Annotated in this window: 17 protein-coding genes and 1 pseudogene; 5 read left to right on the top strand and 13 right to left on the bottom strand. The window is 74.0% G+C overall.

Features of this window, described 5'->3' with window-relative positions; genetic code table 11:
• Window positions 1–105: 105 nt before the first annotated feature.
• Both RLT57_RS02760 and RLT57_RS02755 read left to right on the top strand, forming a co-directional pair.
• The gene (locus RLT57_RS02760) at window positions 106–942 is read left to right on the top strand and encodes an undecaprenyl-diphosphate phosphatase (protein ID WP_311295758.1); all 837 of its coding nucleotides are present in this window, start codon (window positions 106–108) and stop codon (window positions 940–942) included.
• A gap of 109 nt (window positions 943–1,051) precedes the next feature.
• Window positions 1,052–3,307 carry an RICIN domain-containing protein gene (locus RLT57_RS02755; RefSeq protein ID WP_399127911.1) on the top strand — a complete coding sequence of 752 codons (2,256 nt, stop codon included), beginning with the start codon at window positions 1,052–1,054 and terminating at the stop codon, window positions 3,305–3,307.
• Between the two features lie 950 nt (window positions 3,308–4,257).
• Here the strand turns inward: RLT57_RS02755 and RLT57_RS02750 are convergent.
• The 4 genes from RLT57_RS02750 to RLT57_RS02735 form a co-directional block, all read right to left on the bottom strand.
• The gene (locus RLT57_RS02750) at window positions 4,258–5,376 is read right to left on the bottom strand and encodes a Gfo/Idh/MocA family protein (RefSeq protein WP_311295757.1); all 1,119 of its coding nucleotides are present in this window, start codon (window positions 5,374–5,376) and stop codon (window positions 4,258–4,260) included.
• Window positions 5,373–6,119 (bottom strand): sugar phosphate isomerase/epimerase family protein, encoded by a 747-nt coding sequence (locus RLT57_RS02745; protein ID WP_311295756.1) that lies wholly within the window; start codon window positions 6,117–6,119, stop codon window positions 5,373–5,375. The genes RLT57_RS02750 and RLT57_RS02745 overlap by 4 nt, the downstream gene beginning before the upstream one ends.
• 99 nt (window positions 6,120–6,218) lie before the next feature.
• The gene (locus tag RLT57_RS02740) at window positions 6,219–7,139 is read right to left on the bottom strand and encodes a sugar phosphate isomerase/epimerase family protein (RefSeq protein WP_311295755.1); all 921 of its coding nucleotides are present in this window, start codon (window positions 7,137–7,139) and stop codon (window positions 6,219–6,221) included.
• Window positions 7,139–8,371, bottom strand: a complete 1,233-nt coding sequence (locus RLT57_RS02735; RefSeq protein ID WP_311295754.1) for a Gfo/Idh/MocA family protein — start codon at window positions 8,369–8,371, stop codon at window positions 7,139–7,141. The genes RLT57_RS02740 and RLT57_RS02735 overlap by 1 nt, the downstream gene beginning before the upstream one ends.
• Window positions 8,372–8,530: 159 nt before the next feature.
• Between RLT57_RS02735 and RLT57_RS02730 the strand changes: the two genes are divergently transcribed.
• Window positions 8,531–9,742, top strand: coding sequence for an ROK family transcriptional regulator (locus RLT57_RS02730; RefSeq protein ID WP_311295753.1), 1,212 nt, complete (start codon window positions 8,531–8,533; stop codon window positions 9,740–9,742).
• Window positions 9,743–9,890: 148 nt separating this feature from the next.
• The gene (locus tag RLT57_RS02725) at window positions 9,891–11,072 is read left to right on the top strand and encodes a DUF5954 family protein (RefSeq protein ID WP_311295752.1); all 1,182 of its coding nucleotides are present in this window, start codon (window positions 9,891–9,893) and stop codon (window positions 11,070–11,072) included.
• Window positions 11,073–11,205: 133 nt separating this feature from the next.
• On the opposite strand, the gene RLT57_RS33235 is transcribed toward RLT57_RS02725, so the two are convergent.
• Together RLT57_RS33235 and RLT57_RS33230 are read right to left on the bottom strand one after the other, a co-directional pair.
• The gene (locus RLT57_RS33235; RefSeq protein WP_399127907.1) at window positions 11,206–11,334 is read right to left on the bottom strand and encodes a hypothetical protein; all 129 of its coding nucleotides are present in this window, start codon (window positions 11,332–11,334) and stop codon (window positions 11,206–11,208) included.
• Between the two features lie 188 nt (window positions 11,335–11,522).
• Window positions 11,523–11,953: pseudogene (locus tag RLT57_RS33230) on the bottom strand (Ada metal-binding domain-containing protein); the annotation flags it as partial.
• 345 nt (window positions 11,954–12,298) lie between these two features.
• Between RLT57_RS33230 and RLT57_RS02715 the strand changes: the two are divergent.
• Window positions 12,299–12,451 (top strand): hypothetical protein, encoded by a 153-nt coding sequence (locus RLT57_RS02715; RefSeq protein ID WP_311295751.1) that lies wholly within the window; start codon window positions 12,299–12,301, stop codon window positions 12,449–12,451.
• A gap of 25 nt (window positions 12,452–12,476) precedes the next feature.
• Here the strand turns inward: RLT57_RS02715 and RLT57_RS02710 are convergent, their stop codons facing one another.
• The 7 genes from RLT57_RS02710 to RLT57_RS02680 all read right to left on the bottom strand — a co-directional run bounded on the left by RLT57_RS02710 (window position 12,477) and on the right by RLT57_RS02680 (window position 17,959).
• Entirely contained in the window at window positions 12,477–12,839 is a 363-nt protein-coding gene (locus RLT57_RS02710) for a hypothetical protein (protein ID WP_311295750.1), read from the bottom strand.
• Window positions 12,840–12,942: 103 nt separating this feature from the next.
• Window positions 12,943–13,356 (bottom strand): NTP pyrophosphohydrolase, encoded by a 414-nt coding sequence (locus RLT57_RS02705; RefSeq protein WP_311300546.1) that lies wholly within the window; start codon window positions 13,354–13,356, stop codon window positions 12,943–12,945.
• A gap of 157 nt (window positions 13,357–13,513) precedes the next feature.
• A complete protein-coding gene (locus RLT57_RS02700; protein ID WP_311295749.1) occupies window positions 13,514–14,467 on the bottom strand; it encodes an endo alpha-1,4 polygalactosaminidase in 954 nt (317 codons plus the stop codon).
• Between the two features lie 8 nt (window positions 14,468–14,475).
• Window positions 14,476–15,150 carry a spherulation-specific family 4 protein gene (locus tag RLT57_RS02695; protein WP_311295748.1) on the bottom strand — a complete coding sequence of 225 codons (675 nt, stop codon included), beginning with the start codon at window positions 15,148–15,150 and terminating at the stop codon, window positions 14,476–14,478.
• Window positions 15,147–16,154: an NAD-dependent epimerase/dehydratase family protein gene (locus RLT57_RS02690; protein WP_311295747.1), complete on the bottom strand. Its 1,008-nt coding sequence runs from the start codon at window positions 16,152–16,154 to the stop codon at window positions 15,147–15,149. Before RLT57_RS02690 ends, RLT57_RS02695 begins: the two co-directional genes overlap by 4 nt.
• Window positions 16,155–16,160: 6 nt before the next feature.
• The gene (locus RLT57_RS02685) at window positions 16,161–16,874 is read right to left on the bottom strand and encodes a nucleotidyltransferase family protein (protein WP_311295746.1); all 714 of its coding nucleotides are present in this window, start codon (window positions 16,872–16,874) and stop codon (window positions 16,161–16,163) included.
• Between the two features lie 83 nt (window positions 16,875–16,957).
• Window positions 16,958–17,959, bottom strand: coding sequence for a GDP-mannose 4,6-dehydratase (locus RLT57_RS02680; protein WP_311295745.1), 1,002 nt, complete (start codon window positions 17,957–17,959; stop codon window positions 16,958–16,960).
• Window positions 17,960–17,977: the final 18 nt, after the last annotated feature.

Below are 17,977 nucleotides of genomic sequence, written 5' to 3'. Positions count from 1 at the left end.
GAGTCTGACCGAGCGTCTACACAAATGTAGTCGGAGTGGACCGGGCGTGCCCGTACGAGGGCACGCCCGGTTCCTCCATCGGAAGACCAGGGGACGGGACCACCCATGAGTGCCATCGGCGTCGGCCAGGCCGTCATTCTCGGCATCGTGGAGGGAGTGACCGAGTTCCTGCCGGTCTCCTCCACCGGCCATCTCAAGATGGCCGAGGGACTGATGAACATCCCGGTCAAGGACGACTCGGTGGTCGCCTTCACCGCGGTGATCCAGGTGGGCGCCATCGCCGCCGTCTTTGTCTACTTCTTCCAGGACATCACCCGGTTCGTCGGCGCCTGGCTGCGCGGACTGACCGACAAGCGGGAGCGTGACAACCACGACTACAAGTTCACCTGGTGGGTGATCTACGCCACCATCCCGATCGTGGTCGTCGGCCTGGCCGCCAAGCCGCTCATCGACGGGCCGCTCGGCTCGCTGTGGGTGGTCGCCTTCTCCCTCATCGGCGGCAGCGTCGTCATGTGGTGCGCCGAACAGATGGCGCGCTTCAAGCGCGGTGAGGAGCAGGTGACGTTCGCCGACGCGATGGTGGTCGGCACCTCGCAGATCCTCGCCCTGCTCTTCCCCGGCTTCTCCCGGTCCGGTGCCACCATCTCCGCCGCCCTGATCCGCGACCTGGACCGGATGGCCGCGACCCGCCTGTCGTTCTTCCTCGGTCTGCCCGCCCTCACCGGCGCCGGACTGTACGAGCTGAAGGACGCCACCAGCGGGGGCGTCGGCGTGCCCGCGCTCGCCGTCGGCACCCTGGTGTCCTTCGTCGTCGCCTACGCCTCCATCGCCTGGCTGCTGCGCTTCGTCGCCAAGCACTCCTTCAACTCCTTCGTGATCTACCGGATCGTCATCGGCCTCGTCGTCATCGGGCTGCTCGCGACCAACACCATCGACGCCTGACCGATGCATAGTTCACGACTTATTTTTTGATGTGTATTGACTCCTCCGGCGGGCGGCGCCTAGCGTCCAGACCGCATCGCGACCCCACAACGCGACTGAGGAGACACGTGTGACCCCGGTACCCGCAGTGTCCGGCACGCTCATCCGCCCCCCAGGCAACCGCAGACGCGTCACCGCCGCCATCGTGGCGGCCGTGGCGCTGCCGGTTTCCGCCTGTATCGCGCTGTTCTCCGCCTCGGGCGCGGGCGCCGCCACCATCCCCACCGCGCCGGCCACCGTCACCAACGTGGGCAGCGGCAAGTGCGTCGACGCCCGTGCCGCGTCCACCGCCAACGGGACCGCCGTGCAGCAGTACACCTGCAACGGCTCCGCCGCCCAGTCCTGGCAGTTCACCGCCACCGACAGCGGCTACTACCGGGTCGGCGCGGCCGGCGCGCCGAACCAGGTCTGGGACGAGACCGACGTCTCCGCCGCCGACGGCGCCCTCACCCAGCTGTGGCTCTACGGCAGCGGCGCCAACCAGCAGTGGCAGCCCGTCGCCGAGGCCGCCGGCTCGTTCCACTTCGTCAACCGCAGCAGCGGCAAGTGCCTGGACGTGCCGGCCGCCTCCACCGCGGACAGCGTCCAGCTCCAGCAGTACACCTGCAACGGCACCGCCGCGCAGTCCTTCAACGTCAGCGGCAGCACCGGGGGCGGCACCACCACCCCGCCGCCCTCCGGCGGCAACCCGGACCTCGGCCCCAACGTGGTCGTCTTCGACCCGTCGATGCCCGCGGCCACCGTCCAGTCCCGGCTGAACTCGATCTTCAGCCAGCAGGAGACCAACCAGTTCGGCAGCCAGCGCTACGCGGTGCTGTTCAAGCCCGGCACCTACAGCGCGGACGTCAACGTCGGCTTCTACACCGAGGTCGCGGGCCTGGGCCTGAACCCCGACGACGTGACCATCAACGGCGCGGTGCACGCCGAGGCAGACTGGTTCCAGGGCAACGCCACCCAGAACTTCTGGCGCGACGCGGAGAACCTGTCGATCACCCCGAGCGGCGGCAGCGACCGCTGGGCGGTCTCGCAGGCGGCGCCGTTCCGCCGGGTGCACGTGCGCGGCAACCTCCAGCTGGACGACGGCGGCTGGTCCAGTGGCGGCTTCATCTCCGACACCAAGGTGGACGGGCAGATCCAGTCCGGCTCGCAGCAGCAGTTCCTGACCAAGACCACCCAGATGGGCTCCTGGAGCGGCTCCAACTGGAACATGGTCTACGTCGGCGACCAGGGTGCCCCGGGCAACTCCTTCCCCAACCCGCCGTACACCACGGTCGGTTCGGCCCCGGTCAACCGGGAGAACCCGTTCCTGTACGTGGACGGCGGCGGCAACTACCAGGTGTTCGTCCCGGCGTTGCAGTCCAACGCGGCCGGCACCACCTGGAGCGGCAAGACCGCGGCCGGGCAGTCGCTGCCCATCAGCCAGTTCTACGTGGCCAAGCAGGGTGACACCGCGGCCACCATCAACGCCGCCCTCGCGGCCGGCAAGAACCTGCTGGTCACCCCGGGCGTCTACCACCTCAACCAGACGCTGGACATCACCCGCCCGGACACCGTGGTGCTGGGCCTGGGCCTGGCCACGCTGGTGCCGGACAACGGCATCACGGCGATCAGCACCTCGGACGTGGACGGCATCAAGCTGGCCGGCCTGCTGATCGACGCGGGCACCACCAACTCCCAGTCGCTGATGCAGATCGGCCCGGCCGGCTCGTCCGCCAACCACGCGGCCGACCCGACCAGCCTGTCCGACGTCTTCTTCCGGATCGGCGGCGCCACCGTCGGCAAGGCCACCCAGTCGCTGATCGTCAACAGCAACAACACGGTCATCGACCACACCTGGGCCTGGCGGGCCGACCACGGCAACGGCGGCACGGTCGGCTGGACCACCAACACCGCGGCCAACGGGGTGATCGTCAACGGCCAGAACGTCACGGCGTACGGCCTGTTCGTCGAGCACTACCAGCAGACCCAGGTGATCTGGAACGGCAACGGCGGCAGGACGTACTTCTTCCAGAACGAGATGCCCTACGACCCGCCCAACCAGGCGTCCTGGATGAACGGTTCCTCGCAGGGCTACCCCGCCTACAAGGTCGCCGACAGCGTCACCAGCCATGAGGCGTGGGGGCTCGGCAGCTACTGCTACTTCTCCAGCAACCCGGCGGTGGTCGCGGCGCACTCCTTCGAGGTGCCGCAGAACGCGGGGGTCACGTTCCACGACATGGTGACCGTCTCGCTCGGCGGTACCGGCACCATCAGCCATGTCATCAACAACACCGGAGCCGCGGTCAACAACGGTCATCAGGTGACGGACCTGGTGAGCTTCCCCTAACACAGGCAGGGGCAGTACTCACCCAGGACAGAGGGGCCGCCCAGGCCTTGCTTGCCGCCTTCTCGCCTCCGGGAGTTCTTTTTTGCCGCCTTCTCGCCTCCGGGCGCTTGGGTCCGGTGTCGACGGTCCTCGTCGTACGGTCGCTCCTTCGTCGCTTCCTTCTCCTCGTCCCTTTCGACGCCGGCGCGCCCTTCGGCTCGCCGGCTACCGGCGAACCCCAGGCGGTATCGGTGCCGTGGGCGGGTGCCCGGCAGCGTGAGGGTGCCCCTTTGGCGGGTGCCGTCGGGCGTCAGGGCACCTAAGGGGGCCCAGGCTCGGGGGCTGGGTTGCCCTGCGTGGCGCCGTACGGTCGGCCGCCGGGCCCACCTCACGCCGTAGGGTCCGCCCCCGCGTCCATCTGGCGCCGTAGGGTCCGCCCCCACGTCCACCTGGCGCCCGACGTTCGGCCGGGTAGCCGGTGAGCCGAAGGGCGCGCCGGTGTCGAAAGGGAGAGCGCGCGCAGTGAGCGAGGTACGAGCGAGTGAGCACGGTCGACCGTCGACACCGGACCCAAGCGCCCGGAGGCGAACCGGCGGCAAAAAAAGGGGGATGGGCGGTGCCGTAGCGCTGGACGGCACCCACCTATGGGCGCCCCGTCGACACCGGACCGAAGCGCCCGGAGGCGAACCGGCGGCAAAAAAAGGGGGATGGGCGGTGCCGTAGCGCTGGACGGCACCCACCTATGGGCGCCCCGTCGACACCGGACCGAAGCGCCCGGAGGCGAACCGGCGGCAAAAGGAGGTGGGCCCGGAGGCGAACCGGCGGCAAAAGGAGGTGGCCCGGGAGCGAAGCGGCGGCAAAAAAAGGGGGTCGGCCGCAAAAACCCCACCCGGCCGACCCATCCCCCCACGGGTGGGCCGGCCGGGCAACCGGGGGCCGCGGGCCCGGTTTTCGGTGGCGGCGGCGCCGGGTCAGGCCAGCGTCGCTGCCACCGGGTCCCAGTCGGCCGGAAGCGTCCGCACCTCCGGCGCGCTCGAGTCGAGCTCCACAAAGCCGTGCCGCTCGGCGGAGTCCGTCACGCCGGTCATCAGGTCCAGCACGTGCTGGGCCAGTTCACCCGACGCCCGGTGCCCGGTGCCACCGCGCAGCGCCCGCGCCAGGTCCAGCACACCGATCCCGCGCCCCGCGGTGGTACCGGTCACCGGCAGCTCCCGCCACTCCTCGTCGGCGAGTGCCCGTACCCGCAGCGGCCCCCCGAAGGTGTTGGGGTCCGGCAGTGAGAGGGTGCCCTCGGTGCCGGTGATCTCGATCACGCGGCGCGGCACCGACGAGTCGAAGCTGAACGTCGCCGACGCGCTCGGTCCGCCCGCGAAGTCCAGCAGCGCGTGCACATGGGTGGGCACGTCCACCGCGAAGCCGGTGCCCGCCCGCGGCCCGGAGCCGATCACCCGCCGGTCCCTCGCCCGCCGGGCCGTCGCCGCCACCCGCGCCACCGGCCCGAACAGCGCGACCAGCGCCGTGAGGTAGTACGGCCCGATGTCGAAGAGCGGCCCGGCACCGTACTGGTAGAGGAACTCCGGGCTGGGGTGCCAGCGTTCGGGCCCGGGGCCCTGGGTGACCGCGGTCGCGCTCACCGGCTCGCCGATCACCCCCGCGGCCAGCGCCCGCGCCGCCGACTGGAGTCCGGCGCCCAGGAAGGTGTCCGGCGCGTTGCCGACCCGCAGTCCCCGCGACTGCGCCTCGGCCAGGATCTTCGCCCCGTCCGAGGGGGCGAGCGCCAGCGGCTTCTCGCCGTAGACGTGCTTGCCCGCCCGCAGCGCGGCCGTGGCCACCTCGGCGTGCGCCGCCGGAACGGTCAGGTTGACGACGATCTCCACCTCGGGGATCGTCAGCACCGAGGCCACGTCGCCGGCCGCTGGCACCCCGTACTCCTCGGCCGCCGCGCGGGCCCGGTCCACGTCGAGGTCCGCCACCGCCAGCACCCGGACGTCGGGGAAGGCGGACAGCGCGGTCAGGTACTGCGTGCTGATCACCCCGGCGCCGACCAGCGCGACGCCGACCGGCCCCCGCCCCCGTGGTGCGACGCTCATGAGCGGTCCTCCAGCGCGGTCAGATACCTGTGGCTCTCCGCGACGGCCTCGAAGACGTCGGTGGCGCAGGAGTCGAGTTCGACGATCCGCACCGCGTCCGGCGCCGCCGCCAGGATCGACGGCACGTCGATCACCCCCTTGCCGACCGCGGTGTGCGGCTCGTCCTTCACCCCCGGGCCGTCCTTGACGTGCAGGGCGGTCACCCGGTCGCCGAGCGCGCCGAGCAGCCGCGGCACGTCCGCGCCGCCGACCTGCGCCCAGTAGGTGTCGACCTCCAGGAACACCTCCGGCGCCAGCAGGTCGGCCAGCACCTCCAGCGCGGTCCGCCCCTCGAACCGCGGCTCCAGCTCCCACCAGTGGTTGTGGTAGCCGATCCGCAGTCCGCGCCCGGCAGCCTTGACGGCGAAGCCGTTGAGCAGGTCGGCGGTACGCCGCAGCCCGTCGAGGGTGGTGAACTCCTCGTGCGCGATGCCGCCCGGGATGATCGCCTGCCCGGTGCCGATGGTGGCGACCGCGTCGAACACCTCGCCGGCGTCCTTGTCGAACAGGGCGTACGCGTGGGTGCTGACGACGCCGATGCCCAACGCGTCGGCGGTCCTGCGGAATCCGGCCGGGTCGGTGGTCGGGTCGTACGCCTCGACCGAGCGGTAGCCGATCTCGGCCAGCCGGGCGAGGCTGCCGTCGCGGTCGGCGGCGATCTTGTCCCGGAGGGTGTAGAGCTGAATGCTCAGCGGTGCGGCCATCGGAGCGGTGCCTCCTGGAAGTCCTGAAGTGCTGACGTCGTGGTGGTACGGCGGCCGTCCGGTCGGACGCCGGGTCCCTGCCGGGTCCGGTGCCGCACGTCAGCCGACGATGAGCGGGCGCAGTGTGCGGTGGGCGATCTCCAGCCCCTGGGTGACGCGTCGGACGTCGCCGCTCCACACCGGGTCCTCGTGCTCCACGGACAGCGTGCCGGTGAACCCGCCTTCGTAGAGCGTGTCGACGATCCGCCGCCAGTCCACGTCGCCGAGGCCGGGTACCCGGTAGCGCCACCAGCCGCTGTCCCAGCCGTCCTCACGGGCCACCGCCCGGCCGAAGGACCCGTAGCGGTCCCTGGCCCGCGGGTCCAGCTGAGCGTCCTTGGCCTGCGCGTGCGGAATGCGGTCGACGTAGGGCTTGAGCGCGGCCACCGGGTCGATGCCGAGCCACAGCAGGTGCGAGGGGTCGTAGTTGAGGTAGAAGCCGAGGTCGAACATCCACTCCCACAGCTCGGGGGAGTAGGCGAGGTTGCCGGGGTACCCGTCCGGGTGCCAGCCCTCCATGACGCAGTTCTCGATGATGATCCGCACCCCGCGCTCGCCCGCGTACTCCACCAGCGGGGGCAGTTCGCGGGCGGCCAGCGCCAGGTTCTCCTTGACCGACAGGCCCGTGTGGCGGCCGATGAAGGTCCCGACGTAGTCCACGCCGAGCAGCCGGGCGGCGTCGACGTTGGCCCGTACGTGGGCGGCGATCTCGGACCTGCGGGCCTCGTCGGGGTGCAGGTTGTTCTCGTAGTAGGCGAGCGCGGACAGCGTCAAACCGTGCTTGTCGAACAGGGTCCGCACCTCGTCGGCCCGCTGCTCGGTCAGGCCCAGCACGTCGATGTGGCTCGCCTCGAAGTCCCGGGAGCCGGTGGACGGCCAGGTGGCCACCTCCAGCGCCTCGTAGCCGTGCCCGGCGCCCCACGCGGCGATCTCCTCCAGCGGGAGCTGCGGCAGGCAGGCGGTCAGGAAGCCCAGTTTCATCAGGAGACCTCTTTCCAGGACCGGTCCGCGGCCGAGGCCAGCACGGCCTCGGTCAGGCGCACCATGCGGGCGGCGTCGCCGAAGGTGGGGAAGGGGCTGTCGACGGGGCTGCGGGCGGCGGTCGGATCCGGCGGGTCCGCGGCGTCCGCGCTGCCCGGGGCGTCCGCCGCCGCTGCCGGACCGGCCGTGCCCGCCGCTGCGGCCGCCTCCGCCGCTGCGGCCGCCTCCGCCGCGCGGATCCCGGCGTGCACGTCGCGGACGAACGCGGCGAAGCAGTCGAGGTAGCCCATCGGGTGGCCGCCGGGCACCGTCGACAGCCGGGCCGCGGCCGGGGACAGGGCCGCCGGGTCGCGCAGCACCGCCGCGTTCTCACCGCGGCTGCCGACGAACAGCGACTCCGGGTTCTCCTGGTCGAAGGCGAGCGCGGTACGGCTGCCGTCCACCTCGAACCACAGCCGGTTCTTCCGTCCCGGCGAGATCTGCGAGACCGTCAGCGCCCCGGTGGCGCCCCGGTCGGTACGCAGCAGCAGCTGCACCACGTCCTCGGTGGCCGGCCGGCCACCGTCCCGGTGCACGGTCTGGCTGACCGCGGTCAGCTCGGCGATCCGGTGGCCGGTCACCCACTCGACCAGGTCGCACCAGTGCGAGCCGATGTCGGCGAAGGCCCGGGACGGCCCGCCAACCGCCACGTCCACCCGCCAGTTGGTGTCGCCCGGCTCGGACAGCCAGTCCTGGAGGTAGTGGCCGTGCAGCAGCCGGATGTCGCCGGCCCGGCCGTCCAGCACCCGGGCCCTGGCCTCGGCGGCCATCGGGTGGTAGCGGTAGACGAAGGGCACCGCGGCCACCCGGCCGCTCGCCGCGGCGAGCGCCGCCAGCTCCGCGGCGGTACGCGCGTCCGTGGTCAGCGGCTTCTCACACACCACGTGCTTGCCCGCCCGCAGCGCCAGCGCGGCCAGCGCGGCGTGCGCGTCGTTGGGCGTGCAGATGTGCACCACGTCCACGTCGTCGCTGGTGACCAGTTCCTGCGAGGTGTCGAAGGCCCGTGCCACGCCGAGTTCGGCCGCCGCCTCCTTGGCCCGGGCCGGGGAGGACGCGCTGACGCCGACCACCGGCGCGCCGGTGCGGCGTACCGCGTCGAGGTGCACCCGCCCGATCATGCCGGTGCCGGCGATCGCCGTACGCAGCGGCGGCGGACTCGCCGAACCGGCGGAGCCCGCGGAGATCCGACTCACGAATGCCCTCCCTTTCGGCCTGGAGAAAACGCTATCCACCGTTGTTTCGGTTGACAATGGCAATGTTTCCGCTATGTTCTGTCATAAATACGCGGGTGATCGGCGCGAGCGGTCGGCGCGGGGCCCGCCGCGGGCGGCGACGGAAGGCGGGCGCGACGGGTGACGGCACCAGCAGGTACTTCCCCGGCGGCGCGGCCCGCAGCCGACCGGCAGCTGGCCGCGCTCAGCGAGCTCGCCGGCCTGGTGGCCGGCGGCGCCACCCGCCGCAGCCAACTCGCCACCGCCACCGGGCTGTCCCGCGCGGCCGTCGCGCAGCGGGTGGACCTGCTGATCGAGCGCGGCCTGCTGGTGGAGACCGGCACCGTGGCCACCGACCGGGGCCGGCCGCCGCTCACCCTGCAACTCGCCTCGCACGCCGCCGTGGTGTGCGCGGTGGATCTCGGCGCCACGCACAGCACCGTCGCGGTCTTCGAACTCGGCGGCACCGTACTGGCCGAGGCCACCGCCGACCTTGACATCAACGACGGGCCGCACGCCGTGCTCACCGGTCTGCACGGGCAGCTGGGCCGGCTGCTGGCCGCCGCCGGACACCCCGCGGCGCACGTGCGGGCGATCAGTATCGGCGTGCCGGGGCCGGTCGAGGCGAGCACCGGTACGGTTGTGCGCCCGCCGATCATGCGCGGCTGGGACGGCTACCGCGTTCCCGACTTCTTCGCCGGCCGGTACGACGCGCCCGTCCTCGTCGACAACGACGTCAACATGATGGCGCTGGGGGAGTACGGCCACCGCCCGGCGACCGCGCACCTGCTGTACGTCAAGGTGGGTACCGGGATCGGCTGCGGCATCGTCTCGGGCGGCGTGGTGCACCGCGGCGCGTCGGGCGCGGCCGGTGACATCGGTCACATCCCGGTGCCGGGCCACGACCACGTGCTGTGCCACTGCGGCAACACCGGCTGCGTCGAGGCGGTCGCCTCCGGCGCGGCCGTCGCCGCCACCCTGCGCGAGGCGGGACTTCCCGCCGAGCGCGCCGCCGACGTGGTGCGGCTGGTCGCGGCCGGCGATCCGCTGGCCCGCCGGCAGGTACGGCTGGCGGCCCGGCGGATCGGGGAGGTACTGGCCTCGCTGGTCAGCTTCTACAACCCCGACACCATCGTCCTCGGCGGCAGCATCGCCAGCCTCCACGACGACCTGCTCGCCGACATCCGCGCCGCCGTCTACCGCCGGGCGCTGCCGCTGGCCACCAGGACCGTCGCCATCGAGACCACCGTGCTCGGCCGGCGGGCGGGTGTCGAGGGCGCGCGCCGGCTCGCCGTGCAGCACCTGCTCTCCCCGGAGGGCATCGGCCGGATGCTGGCGGCGGCTGCCGGATGAGGCCGCGACGGGACCGCGGCCGTCCGTGCCGCGGGGCCCGGCGGCGGGTCTACTGGCCGGTGGACGCGGGTAGCGCGATCGGGCTGTCAAGAGGGCGCCTTTCCCCGAACCCCTCCCCATCGGCGTGTCGAATGGGCATGCTGGAGGCATGAATCCGTACGGCGACGATTCCGCTTATCGGAGCGCACCGGACCCCACTCCGGACTCCGCGCCCGATCCCGCGCCGGATCCCACGTCGGACCGTGCGCCGGACCCCGTCCTCGACCCCGCGCCGGAACCGGGGTCCCCGGTCGCGGCGCTCGCCGACGTGGAGGCGTGGAAGGCCCGCAAGACCTATCCGTCCACCCTGCTGGCGGGCGGCCCGGTCTTCGGAGTGGCCCGCGAACGCGCTGAGGGCGGCTGGGAGCTGCAGCCGTACTTCTCCGGCCTCGCGCCGCAGGACGCCCGCGACAGCCTCGGCTCCCACTTCCGCGCGCTCGCCGGGGCGGAGCCGGCCGGCAGCGCCGCCCGCGCCGAGTACCTCGCGGCCGGCGACCTGCTCGACCAGGACGACGCCCCCGACGAACTGACCGTCCGCGGCGAGCGGTTCCGGGTGGTGCGGGCCGAGCGCTTCATCCGGATGGGCCCCGACGGCCCCGAGCCGCCGCGCGCCACCGACCCGGACCCGGCGCCCGGCCCCGGCCGTACCGGCGACCCGGTGGCCACCCCCGACCCGGCTGCGGGACTGGTCATCGACCCGGCCCCGCCCGGCACGTCGGAAGGCGCCATCGAGGCCGAACTCCTCGCCGCCCTGCGCAAGAACGACACCGTGCCCAGCGACGTCTACGACGACTCCCGGACCGCCGCCCGCACCCACCCCGGTACGGTCCTGCTGCCCGCCACCTTCATGACCGCCGAACGCGAGGGCGGGCGCTGGCGCCCCCACTCCACGGGCACCGCCGCCGCCCCGCGCGACGCCCGCGACGGCCTCGCCGTCCACCTGCGGGTCCTCGTCCCCTGGCAGCAGGACCTCACCCCCGAGGAGCACGAGGTCTACAAGCGCGCCGCCGACCGCCTCGACGCCGAGCAGCCCGACGAACTCGACGTGGCCGGCCGCCACTTCCGTATCGTCCGGGTCGAACGCCTGGTCCGGGTCGGCCCGGACGGACCCGAGGGCCCCCGCCCCTCGGACCTCGACCCGCTCCCCACCGACTCGCGTCTGCCGGAGCAGTCCCGCAGCGCCCACGAGGACGACCTCGCCGAACCCGACGCGAGCGCCCGCCGGTTCCTCGAACTCTTCGAGGAGGAGCACCGGCGCCGCACCTCCCGCAGCAGCGGGGGCCGTTCGTAGCCGGACCGCGAGCGTCCCGCGCTCACACCGGCGGGCGGCCGGCGGCGTCGGCGCCGCAGGCGGCCTCCGCCGTATCGTCTCCGGGCGCCGCCGCGGCCCACCGGTAGTGCGTGGCGTAGCTGCTCCAGGGGCGTTAGGCCGCCGCCGTTTCCGGGGCCGGGCGGGCGAGCAGCACATCGGGGTCGCCCAGGGCGCGCATCCGGATGTAGCCGGCGGTCCAGGGGGTGACCCCGGGCAGGGCCAGCAGGGCGCGCTCGGCCACATCGCGGTCGGCGCCCGGGTCAGTCGGACGGCACCGTCGGCGAGAGCGGCGGCGACGGTACGGAGCGCGGCGCGCCGGTCCGCGGACAGGCCGAGGCCGTCCAGGTCGGCGCCGGCCAGCGCCGAGGGCTGCGGGAAGAGGCGGGTCAGGGCGCCGCAGGGTGCCGGGAGCGGTTCGCATCAACGTGGTCTGCAGCAGTACCCGCGCTGCGCCCGAGCCAACGCGACCGGTCCGGCGTCCAGTTCGGCGTTGAGCTGGCGCTGCGCTGCACCTGCCGCGTGCTGTAGCCGAGCCGCGCGGCCAGCCCGGCCACGCCCTCCCGGTCGACGACGCCGTCCCCGATCAGCCGCACCGCCGGCCCGACGACATCGGCCCGCGCGTTCCAGTCCGCCGAGCCCGGCACCGCGTCCGGACGGCACCGCCGGCAGGCCCGGAAACCGGCCGCCTGCGCGCCCGCCGCCGCCGTGAAGAACGGTACGTTCCGCCGGGCCGGGGTGACCGCGGGACAGCTCGGCCGGCAGTAGATCCCGGTGGTGGCGACGGCGAAGAAGAACACCCCGTCGAAGCGCGCGTCCCGGCTCCGCACCGCCTCGTACCTGCTGTCCCCCTGCTGCGTCACCTGTCCCGTATGCGCAGCGCCCGAGCGGGACCGCTGGCGGGTTTCGGACACCGCGGTCGGCCGCCGCCGCACCGCCGGGCCGGGACCGGACCGGGGCAGCGCGGACCGGGGGACCGCGGCCCGTCCACCGCGCGGGCCGCCGGCCGGTACGTGACGCCCGCCACCGGCCCCGCTCCCGTACCGCCGCATATCCGGCCCAAGCAGTGGCGGCCCGGCCGGCCGGGCGAAGAAGCAGCGGCGGGGCGAACCCGCGGATCACCGGGAGAGGGCACACTGTGAGTACGGCCCATGCCGCCGGCGGTCCGCCGGCCGGCCGCCACCAGCACTTCACCCGATGGGGGACCCATGACCGAACAGCTCTTCTCCGATCCGGAGCACGTCGAACCCGTCCGCGCACCGGGCGCCCGCCCCTCCGCCGACCCCTTCCACGTTCCCGCGCCCGACGCCGCGGAGCAGCCCGAGCCCCAGACCCCCCGCGCGGCCGAGCCCCGGCACTGACCGGGCCCGGCCGGGGTACCGCCGGTCAGCCCGGCGACTCCTGGAAACTCCCCGCGCCCACCGAGGCGACCACTGAGGCACGCACCTTCGGGCAGGTCGGCTCCGAGGCGGCGTCGAGGTCCGCCCCCGTCCGCGGCTTCCGCTCCGGGTGCTCCTCGATCCAGCCGGCGAGGTCGATCGCGAGTTCCGCCTCCGCGCCGGCGGTGGATCCGGCGGCCTTGAGCTTGGGCGCCTCCTCGGTGAGGAACGCGCAGAACGACGCGCCGTCCACCGGGTCCGCGTCGTCCGCGGGGACCCCGGTGGCGGTGGCGCCCGGAGCGCTCGTCGTGCCGGCGGCCGACGTGCCGCTCGGGGACGGGGCGGCGGGCGGGACCCGCCGCTGCCGCACGTGGTCAGCGGCAGCATGACGACGGCTGTGACGTACTCCATGGTTTCCCCCTGGAGGCGCTGCTCCAGGCGGCGTCCGGCGGCGGATTCCGCCGGGCCCGGGATCAGCCGCGGCGGACCGAGCGCGGACCGGCGTACGACGCTCCCGCCGCCGCCACCCGGCGGCGCAGCTCCCGGTCCGCCGTCACCACCAGGCAGTGGCCGTCCGGGTCGGCGGTACGGGCCCGGGCGGCGAGCTCCGCGATCAGGTCGTCACCGCTGCCCGGCGCGGACTCCACCCGTACCCCCGGCACCGGGCCGATCCCGCGGGCGGCGCCCTCCACCACCAGCACGACCTCCAGCGGCACGCCCACCGCCCACGCGGCGGCGCCGCTGTCCGCGGCCAGACCGCCGCCCGCCAGCGGCACCAGCGCGTCCCGCAACCGCTCGGCCGCGCCGCGCCGATCGCGCCACCAGCCGTCCGGTACGGAACCGACGACGTTCGCGCCGTCCACGATCAGCAGCGGCCGGCCGGTCATGAGCCGGTTCCGGGCGAACCGGTCCGGGCCGGCCGCGGTGTCGAGGCGGAGCATGTGCCGCAGTATGCCCCGCGGCCGCTCACCGGGCGCGGACGCCCGGCCTTCGGGATCCGCCGGCTGTCGGCCGGCAGCCGGTCCGCACTCGGCAGGGGCGCGTTCAGCAGGGTCGCCGCCACGCGTCCAGGCTCAGATGCTTGAGCATCGAGCTGAGCCGCAACCTCCGGCTGTCCAAGCAGAACTGATCCGTCCTCAGCTCGTACTCGACGTGGAACACCGCCTTGTCGGCGGCTACGAAGGGCGTCAGCGCGTCGCACTCGTCGAACTCGGCGCACTGCTCGTCCACCGAGAAGTCGAAGTCGTCGACCAGCTCCCCGACCTGGTCGACGTCGTTCTTCAGGCCCACCGCGAGCCCGCGCCGGTGGGCCAGGTCCGCGACCATCCGGTTGAAGGCGAGCTGCTGACCGGCCGTCAGCGGGAAGCCCGTGTCGTTGGCGTAGCCGTCGGCGAGGTCGGGTTCCACCGCGTCGAAGCCCTTGGCCCGGCACATGTCGAAGCGGGCCGCGAGCAGCGGGCGCAGGACAGCGGTGCGGCGGATGTCCAGCCAGCGCTCACCCGGCCAGCCGTCGCCCTTGCCGAGCAGCGCGGCCGGGAAGTCCTTCGCGTCCGGCCGGAAGGACTCCCACCCGCCGACGTTGACATAGCAGATCACCTTGCGCCCGGCGGCATGCAGCCGCCGTACGACGTCGGCGCCGTTCTCGAAGCCGTCGATGTCGTAGACCGGCACCTGGACCGAGGTGTCCACGGTGCCGCTGAGCTGCCACTGCCAGGGCGTGCCCGGGCGCGGCTGCCACCGGGCCGGCGCCGCGGCGACCGGGGCCGACGCGGAGCCGGGGGCGGAGGCGGGCCCGGAGCCGGGCGTGGAGACGGGCGAGGACGCGGATGCGGAGGCGGTGCCGCGGTTGGACCCGGGCGCGGTGGCCGGGGCGGGCGGCGGGCCCGCCCCGGCGTTGTCACCGGAGCCGGGGGCAGAGCAGCCCGCGAGCAGCAGCAGTCCGCAGACGGCCAGCGCCCGGGCCGGGGCGAGCGGCGCCCCGACCGAGCGGCGGCTCACGCGGCGGCTCACGCGGCGCCGCCCGGCACATGGCGCCACGGGTTGGGCGGCCCGTCCGGTACGGCGCAGTGCACTCCGGCGCCGAGCCGGGCGGCCGTACGGGCCACCGTGACGCCCTCACCGGGCGGGACGTCGTACACCAGGTGGCACAGGCGCGCCGGGCGCAGGCCCGCCGTCCACCCCGGCACCCGGACCTCGGCGTACCGCTCCCAGCTGCCCTCGAAGGTGACCAGCACGTCGGCGAGGGCCGCGTATCCCGGATGGGGGTGCACCCCCGGGTTGAGGACGACGGCCCGCGCTCCGCAGCGCCGGGCGGCCCACCCCAACCGCCGGTAGTACGGCAGCTGTTCGGGCCCGGCCGACACCTGGTCGAAGAACACCCCGTCGACGCCGTACCAGACCCGGTGCCGCCGCAGGTCCCGCAGCGCCGCCACCGGCGGCCGCTTTCCGTAGCGGGTGTCGACGTACCCGAGCAGCCGGATCCCGGCCCCGCGCAGTCTGCTTGCGGCCTGCGCCATGACGCCGTCCACCCGGGGGCCGGGTCCGTCGGCCGCGTTCACCACGACACCGTAGAGCCGCGGGCCGAGCGCCTCCAACGCCCGCCACGCCGCCGGGTCGACGGCGGGATGGACGTAGAGCGGCACCAGCAGCGTGCCCCCGGCGGGATCGCCGGCGCCGCTCACGGGGAGTTCCGCGCGGCGGCGGACGACCGGGAGCCCCCGCCGCCTCCGGGGACCCGGCTCGCGGACCCCGCGGGCGCGGGCGTGGCGGTGGCCTGCCACAGCGACGTGAGCGCGTCGCGCAGCGTACGGGCCGGGAGCCAGCCGAGGGCGCGGGCGGCCAGTGTGATGTCGGCCTGGCTCCAGTCCAGGGGGGCTGAGTTGGCCGATCCCGGGCCCGACTCCTCGATACGTCCGCCGAATCCCGCGATGGCCGCGAGCGTCTCGGCGAGGGTGCGGGCCCGCACCCCGCGGCCCGAACCGATGTTGACCACCGGGGGGAGGGGGCCGGCCGCGACGGCGGCCAGTGCCACCGCCTCGGCCACGTCGCGCACGTCCACGAAGTCACGGTACCCGGTTAGGCTGCCGGTCCGCACGGTGCCGTGCGGCGGCGTGTCCCGGAAGGCGGCGGCGAGCCTTCCGGGCAGCCCGGTGACCGGGGCGCCCGCCCCCACCGGGTTGAACACCCGCAGCACCACGGAGTCGAGCCCGGAACCGGTCACCGCGAGCGTGCCCGCGAGCTTCGCCGTGCCGTACACCCCGGTGGGCCGGGCCGGTGCGCTCTCGGAGAGCGCCTTCCCCTCCGCCGGCCCGTACTCCGCCGCCGACCCCAGGTGCACCAGCCGGGCCGAGGGGACCGCCAGTGCCATCGCCTCCGCCAGGGCGGCCGGCCCGCGCGCGTCGACCGCGCACACCTCGCTCGCCGCGCCCGCCACCGCCCCGGCGCAGTTGACCACCACGTCGGGCGACAGCTCGGCGAGCCGCCCGGCCAGCACGTCGACCGGTACGACGGCGAGGTCCGCCAGCAGGTCGAAGCCGGGGGAGCGCTCTCCGCGCAGCAGCCGCACCCGCGGGCCGCCGCCGGGGGCGGCCCGTGCGTCGGGGGCAGCGGCTGCCGGCCGGCCCAGCCGGGCCAGGACCGCCGCGCCGAGGAAGCCGCCGCCGCCCAGTACCAGGATCCGCCTCACCCGCTGTCACGCCCCCTTGAGGAGCAGGCCGCGCAGGTCGCCGAACTCGGCGTTGGCGCGGTCGTAGTCGTCGGGGCGGCCGATGTCCAGCCAGTAGCCCTCGAACTCGTGGGCGCGCGGCGGCCGGCCCGCCGCCAGCAGGTCGAGCACCACCTCGTCGAAGCCCAGCGGGAGGCCCGCCGGGTACCCGGCGAGCGTGTCGCGGGTGAGGCCGTAGACACCCATCGACACCCGGTAGTCCATGCTCGGCTTCTCGGCGAAGGCCACCACCTTGCCGTCTTCGGTGGTGAGCACGCCGAAGTCGATGCTGACCGTGCGCGGGTAGGTGGCGATGGTCATCGGTGCCTGCGAGTGGACGTGCCCGTCCAGTACCGCGCCGAAGTCCAGGTCGGTCAGGATGTCGCCGTTCATCACCAGGAAGTGCTCGGGGAGCCGGCCGAGCATGGTGAGCAGCGGGCCCATCGTGCCGAGCGGGCTCTCCTCGGTCACGTAGTCGACGTCGAGCCCCCACTGGGTGCCGTCGCCGACGTAGGCCCGGATGATGTTGCCCAGGTGCCCGATCGCGACGGTGCAGCGGCGGAACCCGGCGCCCGCGAGCTGCCGCAGCACGATCTCCAGGATCGCGTGGCTGTCGCCGATCGGCACCAGCGGTTTGGGAAGCGCGGTCGTGTACGGCCGGAGCCGGACGCCTTTGCCGCCGGCGAGGATGACTGCGTGCATGGTGGATTCCCCCAAGAGGCCGAAGGTGTGCGGAACGGGCGGACGCGGGCGGCCGACGGTCGGTCAGGCGCGCCCCGGTGTCCTCAGACGTTGTAGGAAGAGGTTTTGTAGCGGGCCAGGTTGGCCGGGTCGCGGAAGAACTCCACGGTGTGCGCGAGCCCTTCCTTCAAGGTGTGGGCCGGCGCCCAGCCGGTCGCCGCGCGCAGCCGGGAGGCGTCGCAGACCAGCCGCATCACCTCGGAGCCGGCCGGCCGCAGCCGCTGCGGGTCCTCGCGGACCGCGAGGTCGGCGTCCATCAGCTTGCCGATCAGCAGCACGAGGTCGCCGATCGCGATCTCGCCGCCGGTACCGGCGTTGAAGGTGCGGCCGACCACGTCGGCCGCCGGCGCGGTGCCCACCGCGAGGAAGGCGGCCACCGTGTCCCGGACGAAGGTGAAGTCCCGGGTGGGCCGCAGGTCGCCCAGCGTCACCTCGCGCTGCCCGGCGGCGACCTGGCCGATCACGGTGGGGATCACCGCGCGCATCGACTGCCGCGGCCCGAAGGTGTTGAACGGCCGCAGCGTCACCACGGGCGTGCCGAAGCTCGCGTGGTAGCTGTCCGCGAGCCGGTCGCCGCCTGCCTTGGAGGCCGCGTACGGCGACTGCGTGACGATCGGGTGGTCCTCGGTGATCGGCACGGTCTGCGCGGTGCCGTAGGTCTCGCTGGTCGAGGTGTGCACCAGGCGGGCGGCGCCCGACTCCCGTACCGCTTCCAGGACGTTGAGCGTCCCGGACACATTGGTGTCCACGTAACTGCGCGGCGCCCGGTAGGAGTAGGGGATCGCGATCAGCGCGGCCAGGTGGTAGACGGTCTCGCTGCCGGCCACCACCTCGCGTACCGAGCCGGGGTCGCGGACGTCGCCGAGGACGATCTCGACGTGGTCCAGCACGTCGGGCGGCAGCACCTCCAGCCAGCCGTGCGAGGAGAAGGAGTTGTACTGGACCATGGCGCGCACCCGGTGGCCGTCGGCGACCAGGGCCTCCACCAGGTGCGAGCCGATGAAGCCTTCGGCGCCGGTCACTGCGACGGGGGCGGTGCTGGACAAGCGGGTCTCCTAGGAAGC

The sequence above is a fragment of the Streptomyces sp. ITFR-21 genome (genome assembly GCF_031844685.1).
Lineage (GTDB): Bacteria > Actinomycetota > Actinomycetes > Streptomycetales > Streptomycetaceae > Actinacidiphila.
This window is presented reverse-complemented; position numbering and strand designations above follow the sequence as displayed.

Coding starts and splice junctions, on each gene's coding strand:
- RLT57_RS02760 (WP_311295758.1), top strand. CDS start 106: ATGAGTGCCATCGGCGTCGGCCAGGCCGTCATTCTCGGCATCGTGGAG.
- RLT57_RS02745 (WP_311295756.1), bottom strand. CDS start 6,119: ATGGCCGCACCGCTGAGCATTCAGCTCTACACCCTCCGGGACAAGATC.
- RLT57_RS02750 (WP_311295757.1), bottom strand. CDS start 5,376: ATGAGCGTCGCACCACGGGGGCGGGGGCCGGTCGGCGTCGCGCTGGTC.
- RLT57_RS02725 (WP_311295752.1), top strand. CDS start 9,891: ATGAATCCGTACGGCGACGATTCCGCTTATCGGAGCGCACCGGACCCC.
- RLT57_RS02705 (WP_311300546.1), bottom strand. CDS start 13,356: ATGACCGGCCGGCCGCTGCTGATCGTGGACGGCGCGAACGTCGTCGGT.
- RLT57_RS02685 (WP_311295746.1), bottom strand. CDS start 16,874: ATGCACGCAGTCATCCTCGCCGGCGGCAAAGGCGTCCGGCTCCGGCCG.
- RLT57_RS02740 (WP_311295755.1), bottom strand. CDS start 7,139: ATGAAACTGGGCTTCCTGACCGCCTGCCTGCCGCAGCTCCCGCTGGAG.
- RLT57_RS02715 (WP_311295751.1), top strand. CDS start 12,299: ATGACCGAACAGCTCTTCTCCGATCCGGAGCACGTCGAACCCGTCCGC.